This window comes from Pseudomonas canadensis (genome assembly GCF_030980095.1).
GTDB lineage: Bacteria > Pseudomonadota > Gammaproteobacteria > Pseudomonadales > Pseudomonadaceae > Aquipseudomonas > Aquipseudomonas canadensis.
In genome coordinates, this window is record NZ_CP133298.1 from 3687310 (window position 1) to 3700009 (window position 12700).

At 52.6% G+C, this 12700-nt stretch carries 11 protein-coding genes and 7 pseudogenes; 6 read left to right on the forward strand and 12 right to left on the reverse strand.

Going from position 1 to position 12700, the window contains the following annotated elements; translation table 11 throughout:
- The first annotated feature begins 40 nt into the window (after positions 1-40).
- Both RB216_RS16800 and RB216_RS16805 read left to right on the forward strand, forming a co-directional pair.
- Positions 41-958, forward strand: a complete 918-nt coding sequence (locus RB216_RS16800) for a LysR family transcriptional regulator (protein ID WP_028616692.1) — start codon at positions 41-43, stop codon at positions 956-958.
- A gap of 198 nt (positions 959-1156) precedes the next feature.
- Entirely contained in the window at positions 1157-2077 is a 921-nt protein-coding gene (locus RB216_RS16805) for a fimbrial protein (RefSeq protein ID WP_236639970.1), read from the forward strand.
- A gap of 165 nt (positions 2078-2242) precedes the next feature.
- Here RB216_RS16805 and RB216_RS16810 read toward each other — a convergent pair whose 3' ends face one another.
- Complete coding sequence (locus RB216_RS16810) at positions 2243-2716, reverse strand: YuaE family lipoprotein (protein WP_236318977.1); 474 nt, start codon at positions 2714-2716, stop codon at positions 2243-2245.
- A 291-nt stretch (positions 2717-3007) separates the two neighbouring features.
- Positions 3008-3649 (reverse strand): glycoside hydrolase family 25 protein, encoded by a 642-nt coding sequence (locus RB216_RS16815; RefSeq protein ID WP_032864172.1) that lies wholly within the window; start codon positions 3647-3649, stop codon positions 3008-3010.
- A gap of 611 nt (positions 3650-4260) precedes the next feature.
- Here RB216_RS16815 and RB216_RS16820 point away from each other — a divergent pair.
- Positions 4261-4941 (forward strand): SOS response-associated peptidase family protein, encoded by a 681-nt coding sequence (locus tag RB216_RS16820; RefSeq protein ID WP_308907581.1) that lies wholly within the window; start codon positions 4261-4263, stop codon positions 4939-4941.
- Between the two features lie 207 nt (positions 4942-5148).
- Here RB216_RS16820 and RB216_RS16825 read toward each other — a convergent pair.
- The 6 genes and pseudogenes from RB216_RS16825 to RB216_RS16850 form a co-directional block, all read right to left on the reverse strand.
- A pseudogene (locus RB216_RS16825) lies at positions 5149-5256 on the reverse strand (lysis protein); the annotation flags it as partial.
- Positions 5252-5356 (reverse strand): annotated as a pseudogene (locus RB216_RS16830) (tail assembly protein); the annotation flags it as partial. The pseudogenes RB216_RS16830 and RB216_RS16825, both read right to left, overlap by 5 nt.
- 55 nt (positions 5357-5411) lie before the next feature.
- Positions 5412-5834 (reverse strand): annotated as a pseudogene (locus RB216_RS16835) (hypothetical protein).
- Between the two features lie 68 nt (positions 5835-5902).
- Positions 5903-6727, reverse strand: coding sequence for a methyltransferase domain-containing protein (locus tag RB216_RS16840; protein ID WP_122555081.1), 825 nt, complete (start codon positions 6725-6727; stop codon positions 5903-5905).
- A gap of 16 nt (positions 6728-6743) precedes the next feature.
- On the reverse strand, positions 6744-7136 hold the full coding sequence (locus RB216_RS16845; RefSeq protein ID WP_308907582.1) for a DUF1641 domain-containing protein: 393 nt from the start codon (positions 7134-7136) through the stop codon (positions 6744-6746).
- A gap of 26 nt (positions 7137-7162) precedes the next feature.
- Positions 7163-8353, reverse strand: a complete 1191-nt coding sequence (locus RB216_RS16850; protein ID WP_122555083.1) for an NAD(P)/FAD-dependent oxidoreductase — start codon at positions 8351-8353, stop codon at positions 7163-7165.
- A gap of 255 nt (positions 8354-8608) precedes the next feature.
- On the opposite strand from RB216_RS16850, the gene RB216_RS16855 reads away from it, so the two are divergent.
- On the forward strand, positions 8609-9013 hold the full coding sequence (locus tag RB216_RS16855) for a hypothetical protein (RefSeq protein ID WP_308907583.1): 405 nt from the start codon (positions 8609-8611) through the stop codon (positions 9011-9013).
- Positions 9014-9396: 383 nt separating this feature from the next.
- On the opposite strand, the pseudogene RB216_RS16860 reads toward RB216_RS16855, so the two are convergent.
- A pseudogene (locus RB216_RS16860) lies at positions 9397-9639 on the reverse strand (C40 family peptidase); the annotation flags it as partial.
- Here RB216_RS16860 and RB216_RS29990 point away from each other — a divergent pair.
- Positions 9634-9789: pseudogene (locus tag RB216_RS29990) on the forward strand (DUF4224 domain-containing protein); the annotation flags it as partial. The pseudogenes RB216_RS16860 and RB216_RS29990 sit on opposite strands and share 6 nt — an antisense overlap.
- A gap of 4 nt (positions 9790-9793) precedes the next feature.
- Positions 9794-10071, forward strand: a pseudogene (locus tag RB216_RS16865) (integrase); the annotation flags it as partial.
- Between the two features lie 475 nt (positions 10072-10546).
- Here RB216_RS16865 and RB216_RS16870 read toward each other — a convergent pair.
- From RB216_RS16870 to tnpB, 3 genes and pseudogenes are all read right to left on the reverse strand, one after another.
- Complete coding sequence (locus RB216_RS16870; protein ID WP_308907584.1) at positions 10547-11488, reverse strand: fimbrial protein; 942 nt, start codon at positions 11486-11488, stop codon at positions 10547-10549.
- Between the two features lie 295 nt (positions 11489-11783).
- Positions 11784-12259 (reverse strand): annotated as a pseudogene (locus RB216_RS16875) (IS66 family transposase); the annotation flags it as partial.
- A gap of 18 nt (positions 12260-12277) precedes the next feature.
- Positions 12278-12523 (reverse strand): IS66 family insertion sequence element accessory protein TnpB, encoded by a 246-nt coding sequence (gene tnpB / locus RB216_RS16880; protein ID WP_308907585.1) that lies wholly within the window; start codon positions 12521-12523, stop codon positions 12278-12280.
- Positions 12524-12700 lie beyond the last annotated feature (177 nt).

Below are 12700 nucleotides of genomic sequence, written 5' to 3' on the forward strand. Positions count from 1 at the left end.
CAGCCGTTATTTTTTCAGACTCTAACGACAGGCACTAACGATGTTTTCTAAAGAAAAAGGTGATTCTAAATCGTCTATTTCTGACCTGCGCATGCCCTCTTTACTTGCACTGCGTTGCTTCGAATCCGCCGGGCGGTTTGAAAGCTTTGCCCGTGCAGCAGAGGAATTGCACCTGACGCCAGGTGCCATCAGCCGCGCGGTTCGCTTGCTTGAAGAGGACTTGGGCGTTGACCTGTTCGATCGACGTAATCGCAAGGTTTTTCTAACGGATACCGGAAGACGCCTCGCAAAGGCGGTCAGTGAAGGGTTTGGGGTGATGAGCCACGCCGTGCGCGAGATCCGCACCGAATCCCGCCGCGCACGACAGCTTGTTCTGTCCTGCGAGCCCACCCTGTTGATGCGCTGGCTGATCCCGCGCTGGAGCGACTTCCAGGCACGTTACCCAGGGTTGGACATTCACTTAGTGGCGGGTGGTGGGCCATTTTCGTTCGACCAGGGCATAGACCTCGCTATTCGACGTGACGACTTCCCCCGTCCGCCCGACTATCACGCCGTGGCGCTATTCCCGGAAAAAGTTGGACCTGTCTGTCGGCCGGAAAAGGTCGACACATGGTTCGACACAAGCAAGGACATTTTGCGCTCATCGGCCCCACGACTTCAGACGAAAAGCCGGCCGACGGCGTGGCAGGAATGGGCAACGGCAAAAGAACTGCCACCCCCTGTGATGGAGATGCAAGCATTTGAGCACTTTTACTTCAGCATCCAGGCAGCTGTAGCAGGCCTCGGGGTTGCCATCGGCCCCTGGCATCTAGTGCGCGACGACCTCCAGAACGGCGTATTGGCTGCGCCCATGGGATTCGTTGAAGACGGCTCAAACTATTGCCTACTGTCTCCGGCGGAGCCCGAGAAAGGCAGCGTGGAAATGGCGTTGATTGAATGGTTGCAGACGGTGGGCTAATCAAGTCGCGGGTAGGTATCAAGGCGCGCAAATGATTTCCCGCCCTTCCAATGCAAAAAGCATCATCGCAGCACACACTCTAAGGATCGCCTGATTTTCTCAGGTGTGCGTGATCGATAGGGTGGCCGTCCATCTTTCCCCATCACGGCCGCAAACAAAATGTGCGTTTCAAAAAAACAACGCCGACTGCGTGTACTGTTGAATACCGCAGCCGTAATAGTCTCTGCTTATTCAACGGATACATTGGCCGCGAATTGTGCTTTCACCCAAGGGAAAACGTTCACAGCTAACTACGCAGCTGCACCGGTTGCCTTGACGGTTCCTCGAGATGCGCCTGCAGGCACGGTGGTGTATCAAGAATCCATCACAGCACCACAGCAAGGTTTTAACTGCACCGGTTCATCCCCTTTTATCTTTAGACTCAACCCGACACTCGGCAGCGTTACCACTGGCAACACCTATCCCCTGGGCAAGACAGGGCTATCACTCAAAGTCAAGAACACACAGAATGGTTATTTAACTGCAGACAGGCTTCTCAGTGGGTCTTACTTAGACCCTATCAGGACATACACCATTGAAATTATTAAATCAGGTGAACTGTCATCGAAAAATGAGGTTCCCGCAGGCAATCTTGGGGCGCATCGGTACGGTGACCTTGACCTTGTGAGCATCAACCTGGCCAATCCAATCATCTTGAACGCCGCGTCCTGCGAGACACCAGACGTATCTGTTCAAATGGGAGATGACTACTACCTGGATGAGTTCACCAATATCGGTGATACGTCTCAAGCCGTTAAATTCAACATTGGCCTTAACCAGTGCCAGACCGGTATCCAGAAGGTCACTTATTCCCTTAACGCAACTTCTCAAGTGATTGACCAGCAGCAGGGCATCGTAGCGTTGAACGCCAGCTCAACGGCCAAAGGCATCGGCCTGAAACTGATGAACGACAGCGGTCAACCCATCGCCCTGGGTACCACTTACCCATTCAATGGCTTCAATAGCACCGGCACCAGCTTCAACATCCCGCTTTCTGCGGCTTATTACCGGCTGGCTAATGGCGAACTCAAGGCGGGTACTGCAAACGCGTCGGTAACCTTTGTGATGAGCTATTTGTAGAACGCTCAGTGTCGGCACGGGCTGTGTCGAAACGTAAAAAGCCAATGCCCCGACAGGTCGGGGCATTGGCTTTTGTAGTCTTGGATAAACCCACAGCGCTTTTAAGCCTTACGGGCCCACCTGACCTCTCTAGACCAGGAAGCACCCACGGCGGGTCTACCTATATTATTTGGCTTGGCGAAGCACAAGCTCCGACAGACGGGTCTTCACCCGGAAGCAGAACTCACGAATTTGAAATTGATAGGCGGGCATGACCATATAGTTCAAATCAGCACCCAACGAGTCCTTGATTTGCATATATTTAGCGGTCTTGGAAGCAATGGCTTGGTATTCCGCCTCGTATTTAACGTAAGACGGCTTGTTGTAAACCTTCAAGACATCCAGCTCTTTACGGCATTGCTCTGCGCGACTTGTTTCTGATTCTGGCTGAGCGGCCTCTGGAGAAGCATGGGCTGCAACGTCAGCAGCAGGTTCAGACTCATATCGCACAGTATAATTAGGTGACGACGGTACGGCTTCAGGTGATGCTTCATGGACGACGGCAGGAGGTGGAGTCACTTCAGTTTTTTCTGGAGTTTTCGTAGCGCATCCCGCGAGGGCAAGTCCTACCACTACAACGATGCCACACATTTTATCCATCGGTTTCACCAAGAAGTAATTATGGTTGGCTGAGTCGTTAGGTTCTGGGTAAAAGCAATAGCTCACTCAATGATCGAGTGTAGATTTTCTACCAGACTCAAGGCGCTCAGCCTCTCTTCCTTGAGCGCACAGACGGGTAATAGTAGTAAAAAAACAAAGAGATGACGAGTAAAAGCTCGATCGCAGAGCAGATGCGAAGATCAATGCAATTCGTGCAACCCCCAAGCCCTTCAAATAGGCAAAGGTAGTCAATAGCAACGGCCCTGAATGGGGCCGTTGTGATGCAGGGCATTAAGACTTGACCCAATCCAAATCTACCGGGCCGTGGATACCGTCAACCTGGCCCTTGCTGCTGTGTTGCCACCACTCCCAGCTTTTACCCTTGGCGCTCCAGGTTTCAGGCACTGTGGGCTGAGCCACTTCCCAATGGGCAATCCACAGCGGGCACACACTGAAATCGTACTTGCGCCAGGCCAAGCGGTTACTCCAGATACTGGGAGATGCGTAGATGTGCGGGTATGCCCCCTCCAGCAGAGAAACCCTTATCAGCGTCACCAACTGAAACAGGGCATCGGCCATCTGATCCGGGCTGGCCCCCTCGTTGCGATTGGTCTCGACATCAATGACCAGGATATCCCGCTTGGCGTTGAACGCCACCTCGGCCAGACGCCCCTTGATATTGGTCAACTGCTCGCACGGCGTACTGCTCAACGCACGAAAATAGTGATAGACCCCGGCTTTCAAACCGTTTGCCTGCATACCTTGGAAGTTCGTGACAAATTTTGGGTCGGTGTAGTCTCCACCCTCTGTCATTTTGGCGATTGCATGGGTAATGCCCGCAGCCGCAACGCGGGTCCAGTCAATATCGCCCTGCCAGCGCGACACGTCGATGCCCCGCGCATTTTCGTTTTTAATCGGGTCGTTGCAACTCATCTGTGCGTTCCTGCAATGGATATCGGGTCGATTCTTTCATCGACACACATCAGCAATGCACTATTGGACTACCGCCCCCCACCCGGCGATAACGAAATAGCAGGCAAAAAAATCCCGCAAAGCCTATTGGCTCGCGGGATCTTTTTTCATGTTTAGCGGGAAACCAGGGATTCGAACCCTGGAGACGCTATTAACGTCCGCCGGTTTTCAAGACTGGTTGTTTATCTATATATTACAACAAGTTAGATTTAAATCCGTTCCGCATCGTAGCATTCCCGAAATCGCTGGAGGCCCCGTAGATCAAGGGGCGCGTATCGGGCTGCGGAAATGATTCCCCCTCACCGGCGTTCTGCCGACGAACACCACTCCCAAATCCTAAGCGCCTCGCTTACCGCGCGCGCATACAGTATTTGAGTTTTGAAATATGAACGTTGACGTGGATACCGATATAAGCAATCAGACATCTGACGACCTGAGCTTTCGTCCCATCGACTTGAATACACAGGAGCGCGACCACCTACTCATGGAGAACCAGCGATTCCTGTCCGAGATTCGTCAAGCTCAGAGCCCTATTGCCAACTAGGCTGAACAGATGCCTGGAGGGAAGAATCATGTGCGGAAGGCTTACACAGTATCGCGGAATCCACGACTTTGTTGCAGCGCTTAGCATGCCTAATGCCCTGGCCAACTCCGCGGGCGATCAGCCGATTGAGCGCTACAACGTCGCCCCATCCACCCAGGTCGCCCTATTGCACATCCAGGGCGAACTACTGCACGCCGACTTCGTGCGGTGGGGGTGGCGCCCTCATTGGGCAAAAGACCGCGCCGCGCCAATAAATGCGCGCGCCGAGAAGGTTGCACATGGCCCGTTCTTCCGGGCGATCTGGCCGCATCGAGCAATCACGCCAATCGACAACTGGTTTGAGTGGGTGGATGAAGGTGGGCCGAAGAAACAGCCCTATCTGATCGGTCGACGCGACGGTGCCCCAGTGCTATGTGCTGCCATCGGCCAATTACCAGATGCTGACGAAGGCCCAGGCGACCATGACGGGTTCGTGATCATCACCGCCGACAGCGCCGGCGGCATGGTGGATATCCACGACCGTCGGCCAGTGGTGCTGACTCCGGAACTGGCTCGGGAATGGTTGGACCTGGCCACGCCCAGAGAGCGCGCAGAGCAGATGGTACTGCACCAGGGCGAGCCGGCCGAGGCCTTCGAGTGGTTCAAGGTCGATATCGCCGTGGGCAATGTGAGGAACAAAGGGCCCGAACTGATTCGCCCCTTGAGCTAAGGCTCCGAGAAATACCACATCACAAACGCTACCGCTGCAACCCAGCCCAGAGTTAGCAGAAACGACAGACCTGCAAGCCTCTTGTCCATGACGCCCTTCAATAAACCAAATGATCGCAATACGAACCAACTCCGAGAGAGTAGTTCATTGATCTCAGGGTGCAATTGCACGGACGTACGCCTGGCATGCCCGCAGCGCGATCAGTCCTTAGTCGCCGGCATCGGTGATGGCGATAATTCGTTGAGCGTGCGCCGGGTCAAGTTGGGCTCGACGGGTTGCATGAACCACGCCGACGGTGCCGGGGGCGGCAGGCACTTTGCTTGACCGAGAGCCTGAATGACTTGCCAAACTGCCGCAACCGCCCGTGGAGACGGATCGTTGTCATAGGCTGGTAGTTGATCGCCGATACCTGCATCAATTTCTCCGAGCATGAAAAAACCGCCCGTAGGCGGTCTTGTGAATTTCGTTTTTCAGTTGTAGTCGACGTAGGGGCCAATATAAAAACCGCCAATATCGCCACTGATTCTGTACAGACTTTCCTTCCCTGGCTGAACGGAAGCTGCAATGGTGCGGATCGCCGATCCAGCACGAAGGCCAGATCCTGCCAGGCCAGCACCGAGATTTGGTGATCCCGGTGGAAGGTAAAACGTAGCCCGCTGCCCTGTGCCAATTTTCGCTGCTTTGCGACCGTCTACATAGACGACAATATCGCAGCCAGATCCCACAGCGCCCGAATCGCGCACAACCGTGATCTTCCCGCTTTCACCGGCTGGCTACGCCTGGAAGGCATAAACTTCATCCGACGGCACCGGCTTCGCGTCTCTTACCGATATCGCCGTTGAAGTACACCCCGCCAGCATCGCCACTGCTACCGCCGCTATCAAAATCCGCATGTTGGCGGGACTGTAGCACTGGGGAGAAGGAGCAAAGACACACATCAACCGCGTCCCGTCAGAAATACTCAGACGGTAGCGAGAATAAAGATCCGTTTGAACGGAAATAAAGTCCGCCCATCCCCTTCTGGCGGGTAATACTCATGAACCAGCTTCAGGAAGTGATCTAGGAAACACTGCCGCTCGAACTCATCCAGCGCCAAGAGCACCGGCCGTAACGCCGAAACCTTGACCCAATCGAAAATCGGCGACTGACCTTCCACCACCTGTAAGTGTTCGGTTTCCCAGATATCCAAATCCTTGGTCAGTGGTGCCAGCAGACGATAATAACGATCCAGTGATAACACTGGGCGCTCAGCCATGAACCGACGCAACTCCACTGTACCCAATGGACCTCCGTCGAGCCCTGCGTGATCAAGAGTTTCTAGCATCAATTGATACCACAGCGCGTCACGCCAATTAGGCATGTGTGCTGCTAGACAACCTCCAGGGTTGAGTTGTCGCAACAGGCGTGGCAGCAACACGTCGTGACCACTGATGAAATGCAGTACTGCAGCAGCAAACAGTAGGTCAGCAGGTTGCTCTGCCTGCCAGCTCTGTAAGTCGCTTTTATACCAAAGGGCCTTGATCGGCAAATAGCTGGCCTCACCAAGCATCTCTGCCGAGCTATCGACTCCCGTCAGATCGGCATGCGGCCAGCGCTTGGCCAGGAGGTGAGTGGCAATGCCAGTACCGCATCCAAGGTCATAGATTCGTTCAGGATTTTCCAAGCAAATATGGTCCAGCAACTCGACCACCGGACGCTCCCGTAGTCGAGCAAATTTCAAATAGGCCTGAGGGTCCCATTGAGTATTACTAGGCCTTGCCGTGGACGGCTGAGGCTTAATGTCCATACGTGATTCCTTCCGATCAGAGTTGTCTTCCGATGACATTCAAGGTTCTGAGGAGCAGTGCAACGCCGCGTCGGGTGTCCTTTTCGCGGAGGAGCGACAGCAACCCATAGATGTTGGGAGGCGCCGCCTCCGCGGCAGTCTCGGCCGTGGCCATGCGTAGCGCATTGCCCAGACTCCAAGTGACGGCGGTGGTGCTCTCAAACAACCGGCCAAGTTTTTCCACAGTCGCTAGGTCAAGCATGTCGACGGTGTCGGAGATCAGTGAGGCCAGGTCGACTAGATTATCCAAGCGCCCTCCATCCAGGAGCGGTTTCAGCTTGTCCAGTAATGCCTCTATCCCAGCATTCTGGTCTAGCGAGTCGGTATTAACATCTGCACTCTTTGCGAGTGACTCATTGAATACATCCATGTGAATTTACGCCTCCCTGTGCGCGGTCAAAGCATTCCGCGAGCCACAGCCCAGTAAAGGCCGCGGTTGAATCCATTGCGCAGAAGGCCACCCAGTTTACTTGGCGGGGTCGGCATCACGTCGTGGGCATAGTCGTACCAAAGTGGCATCCCAGCATTAAGGCCCATCTGCGCCACAGCTTGGACACGCCCGTCATAAACTGCATTGGGGCTTCCCAAGCGGATTGCAGCGGCAATATTGTTGGCGATCACCGGCGCCTGGTTGTGGCAAGCCCCACCCGCCTTACTGATTGGTAGATCGACCGTGTCACCGATCACATAAACGCCTTCAAGCCCATAGACCTGTAGCGTCTCATGATGAGTTGGCAGCCACCCTTCATTGTTCTGTGCCTGAGAAACGCCAGACTCAAGCACCACGTCAACTGCACGAATCGGCGGGGTTGCCATCAGAATGTCGAACGGCTGCGCCTCTCCCTCTTCCGAGTAAGCTATTCGTTGTTCCGGGTCGACTCTGCTCAGTGTGAAACCCCGTTGAAAGCGAATATTCTTCTGTTCGAAGATCCCCGGCAAAATCTCCCCGGTGGGTCGTTGTAGGAATAAGCAATTACGCAACAACTGTGCAGTTGTGGGATAGGTGTAAATGATTTCTACCTTGTCCCTGACGCCGCGACGACGAAGGAAGTCATCAAGCATCAACGTGGTTTCGATGGGAGCAATACCGCACTGATGCGGTACATTGGGGGTCTTGGGAAAGGAGACGGTGACGAAAATTCGACCTTTTTCAATGGTACTTAGACGTTGAGCCAGTTGTCGCGCTGGCTCGTATTGGTAGAAGTGGTCACCGGCCTCCTTGAGGCCTTCGATACGTTCCGGAGCAGGTAAGCAACCGGTGGCGATCACCAGAAAATCATAGCCATGACGCTTGCCACTAAGGGTTCTCAGCTCTTGTCTGGCGAAGTCAAAACGAATTACCTCGTCGACTTGAAAATCTATTTCCGGACGTAACAATGAGCGCTCTGGACGTTTGAGCTCTTCCTGAAAAAAAAGATTGAATGCGACGTACATGAAGGCGGGCTTGTAGAAGTGGTCCTCAGAGTTAGAGAGCAGAACGATCTTCAGCTGCCCCCGAAGAATTTCAGGATAGAGCTTGGTGACTAGTTGATTGGCAAGCATCGTGCCGCCCATGCCACCGCCGACGATGATTATCCGCTTCTGCATGATCCGCCCTCCATGGCGTATCCAATATCCATTCGACATGAATGGTAGTTGAGAACCGCGGGAAGCAAGGATGAAGTCGCGATAAGAAAAAATGCATTAGTCGCTAAGTGAATATGTTCTTTACAAACGCCGTAAATCACCCCTGATTTTTTAAATAATGATCGACCGCTTCGGCCGATTGCTGCCTTTCGCGAAAGACAGTTTTGGGTCGAAAGCGGGCGCACTACATACTATCGCCCTGGCTAGACATCCAGCTTGGATGAAATGCCAGTGGCTGGAATTGGGATGCTTGTAGTAGCGTTGTGCCTTCCTCATTCGCATACGGATGCGCAAATGAATTGCAGTGTCGCTAGCAAGAATGCTGATCGTGCCAAGGAAATTAAAGATGCCATCCAAAACGCAGGCAGAACCGTTACAGAGCATGAGAAGGCACGAATAATCATTTTCGGCGCCTTAGACGGCACGAAGATTCCCACAATCAAACTCTGTCAAAAGTATCTAAATATCAAAGATGTAAATCGGCCACCTCACAGTTTCAGCAATGAAGCAATAGACGTTTTTGGCAGGCTGATAGAACTGATCAGGGAATCTAGTCGATGGGATTTGAGCGATATTGCAGACGACCTTGCTCTTACTCACGACATCAAACTCCTGCCATAGCTATGGCCTTGTAAAAGAAGTTCCCCAGTTCTTCGCCTGCAAGCCCAAGGACTGGGGTTGCGCCAATATCGGCGCGTTTATGACTTGGAGGTCAATGTGAGCAACGACGACCACGCACAAAGCAAAAGGACTGGATATATACATGGGGCGTAGTGCGTGACGAACCCAACATTATGGTAGGAGCTTTCCCGAGCAAAGCTGCGGCAGAAGCCAGAGCGCACCTTTCCAGAAAGCGTGACGCTATCGATTTCGAGTGCGCCATCCAAGATGGAAACCACCGCCTCGGCACCGCTTACCCCTTCACTGGAATTGGTAATTAGATTTCGAATAGTCAGTTCGTAGTTTGACTGCCTTGCATATCTCACCCCTGCGGACATACCGCGTCATGTTGGTTGTTTCGCATCTTTGTGCCTGAGTATCAGGCGAGCTCTGTCATGCCATGGCCCGCCGTACACGATAATTTCCGACGGCCTGCCGTACAGGTGGTGCAGTAGAAAAAGCCCTGGGCCGAATGCGCCCGACTCTTCGCCAGGTAACGCCGGATCGGTGACCAGATAAACCCCTGCATGATTCGGGTGAACCGTTCTCCCCACATGCATGACGATCAAGTCACCGCGCTGTGGCCTAACCGGAACGGCTGGAAATACGTTCTGACGCGGGCAAGATGCCCAGTGGTCGGACGCGTCTACGCGCGCATGAAACTGGCTGGGGTTAAACCATCAGCAGAAAACATTGCGGCCGAAGCCTGGTCGCTGGACCTGTCACGGGTAGGATGAAGAAATGCGAGCGAAAAAGGCGGCAAACAGGGACCTGCCGCCGCGAATGATTCGGCGCGTGCGCGCGCTGAAAGGCGGTAAGAGTGGGTTGGGTACGACTACGACGGGAGGAATGAAGACGGGAAGCGGGTAGAGATCACGCTCGGGATTGACTTGGACATCGCCAAGGCTGAATGGGCAAAGCTCGACTGCAAGCCAGTGCCAAAGAAGAACGCCCTACTGGGCCAGGTGTTTGATCGGTACGAGCGGGAGATCATCCCGGGGAAGGCGCCCAAAACGCAAAGCCTGAGTTGATGCGGAAACGATAAGTAGATGAGCGGCTTGATCTCTCGTACCCCAGAAACGCAAAAGCCCCGCTAATGCGGGGCTTTTGTTTGAATGTTGGCGGGAAACCAGGGATTCGAACCCTGGAGACGCTATTAACGTCCGCCGGTTTTCAAGACCGCTATGCAAATGCAGGCTGGCTGCGGCCTTGAATGCAAAAAGAGTTCCATTACTGAGAGAAATGTATAGAGCTGGAGATCGCATTCTACAAGGGGTACGCTTTTAGTTTTGGAACTGTCTTAACACCCTTCCCAGCGTCATATTGGAAACTGCACGCTGCTAGCAAAACGCCTTTGCGGTCTGCAATAGATATCAAGAAATAAGGATTATTATGCTTCGAAACACTCGATACTGAGAACATCTTAAGTCACAACGTTAATTTAAACGCATCGGTGGGCACGATATAAACAAGATTTCTTCACGAGCCAGATATTCAGCGCCAGCTAAATGTAAAAGTAGCTTGCCCATTGGCAGTACCAGGCTGCATGCTTTTACCAGTTCGCACGTATCGCGCTCGTAGTGGGATTTGAAATAACGCTTCGCCACGCTTGATTTCACCTGCTTTCCATTGATTAACATTGTCTGGGGCAGAAGAGTCAGGCCCAAATTTTAGAAGGTCATCACCGTGAAAAATTTGTATACCTATCCCGCTTGCAGTTGAACCAGCACTTAACGACAGTACATCCGAAATATTTCCGGGTGAAACAACATCAGTCAAAGTGACATAAGGATATGTTGACACACCTACATCCCCGCCCGTGCAGGACAGTGATATAGAAAAATAGCTTGGACTTGATGCATCTCCGATGTTAGCAAAAGAGCTCAAAGATACCTTCCCCAATCGCACCGGAATGACGGGCGTGGAGACCTTACAACTTGGTCCAACATTGACCGAGGAAGTACCACTAACTTGCAGAGTGAACTTAGACCAGCAAGGTTGATTGTAGCCAGCACACAGATACATAGTTAAACTAGGAACAGTAACCGAAGCAGTGCTAATGGATCCTACCTTAACGAGTTCAATTGAGAATTCTTGCTGATAGCTGTCACCCGCTACCCACTGTTTTATAGGATAGTTAACTCCAATCTTCGCATTTAACCCACCGGGGTAATCCCTAGTAGTAGCCAACACCTTATACCTCACTCCTATACCTGCGACACCCGTAAAAAAAACATCTTCAAATCCAGACACTTTGGATGCACTTGATCCAAACCTGAAAAGTTTCTCATCGACATTCCCACTCAACTGCGTAACAACTATAGGAGAAGACCAAATAACACTACCAATGGCAAGACTACCTGGGGCGCTTATAGTCAATGGCAGCTGCACAGTGGCATTCGTTGGTGTAAACACCCCTAACGCTTGTGCTTGCATTATAGAGCACATAAAAAAAGCAACTACAAAACAAAAACTCCAGCGCACAATAATTACCATGTCAAATAATCACATATAAGCCTAATACTACGCGATCACTAAATAGCACACCAAAGGGATAATCAAAGGACCACGCAGGATAAATCCCAACCCAGATAAAGATAAATCCTACACGCGAAAAAAAGCGGCTGGCCGCCTGTGCTCAACAGCCTCCCTCAGATTCGCAAACACAAAAATTTACCTGCCTGTCTAATAAGCCCTCGAAGGATCAACGATGCCTTGGACTGCCCCCGGCACCGTAGACTTTACGGATGTGTTTGATCACCCGGATCTGCATTGGCACGATAACCAGCTGTTCGCTGGTCTCCTCGCCGATCACGTGTTTGCGGCAACCGCAGACGCCGGTCGGTTCGTGTTCGGGCAGTTCATGGATGACTTCGATACGCGGCAGCTCAGCCGACAACGGTTTGCGTTTGCCTCGGCGGCTAGTCGAAGTAACGACTTCCTCTTCCACATCCTCGACGGCCAGCAACGGGTCACTTTCAGGCTCGTTGAACAGCGCCAGTTGCGGATATTGGGCTCGACCGTTTGTTCGGATTTGCACCCGAACAAGCGTTTGCGCAAAAGCTTGATCTGTTCTTTCAGATCGACAATGTTGCCTTCATGGTTTTCCAGCACTTGAGCTTTTTTTGCTTGGCGAATCAGCGCCTCAAGCAACAACTGTTTGAGCAGAACAGAATCATCAGGAAGGTCATCGGGTAGGGACATCATCGTACGGATAATACCGGCTCAGGCGGCGAAACGAGACGTCAAAACCTGATGAGGACGATTACGCCAGAGATTAAATCCGTCGAGCAGCCAGTTCAGTTCTTGCACCGTCAACTCGATCGCCTCGTCGGTGGCGTCGGCTGAAGTTTTAAAGCGTTCAGACTCAAGGCGCTTGAGCCAAAGGCAGAAGCCATTGCGCTCCCAGTACAACACCTTGACCCGAAGGCGGTGTCGATTCAAAAAAAAAAGAGCACGGGGGTCAAACACCGCGACTTTGATATCCAGTCGACCAGCGAAGCCAGGCCATCGATGGACTTTCGAAAATCAACCGGTTTTGGGTAGAGGTACATTTTTTCAACGCTGGCATTGGGACTCATCATGGTGATGAGCTCCTGATAGAAATCGGGAGCACAGCATCAGCCGTCAGCGATTTGCTTGGAATGT

Excerpts from the sequence above, each read along its gene's own strand:
- RB216_RS16800 (WP_028616692.1), top strand. The coding sequence starts at position 41 with ATGTTTTCTAAAGAAAAAGGTGATTCTAAATCGTCTATTTCTGACCTG.
- RB216_RS16810 (WP_236318977.1), bottom strand. The coding sequence starts at position 2,716 with ATGGATAAAATGTGTGGCATCGTTGTAGTGGTAGGACTTGCCCTCGCG.
- RB216_RS16815 (WP_032864172.1), bottom strand. The coding sequence starts at position 3,649 with ATGAGTTGCAACGACCCGATTAAAAACGAAAATGCGCGGGGCATCGAC.
- RB216_RS16820 (WP_308907581.1), top strand. The coding sequence starts at position 4,261 with ATGTGCGGAAGGCTTACACAGTATCGCGGAATCCACGACTTTGTTGCA.
- RB216_RS16840 (WP_122555081.1), bottom strand. The coding sequence starts at position 6,727 with ATGGACATTAAGCCTCAGCCGTCCACGGCAAGGCCTAGTAATACTCAA.
- RB216_RS16845 (WP_308907582.1), bottom strand. The coding sequence starts at position 7,136 with ATGGATGTATTCAATGAGTCACTCGCAAAGAGTGCAGATGTTAATACC.
- RB216_RS16850 (WP_122555083.1), bottom strand. The coding sequence starts at position 8,353 with ATGCAGAAGCGGATAATCATCGTCGGCGGTGGCATGGGCGGCACGATG.
- RB216_RS16870 (WP_308907584.1), bottom strand. The coding sequence starts at position 11,488 with ATGCAAGCACAAGCGTTAGGGGTGTTTACACCAACGAATGCCACTGTG.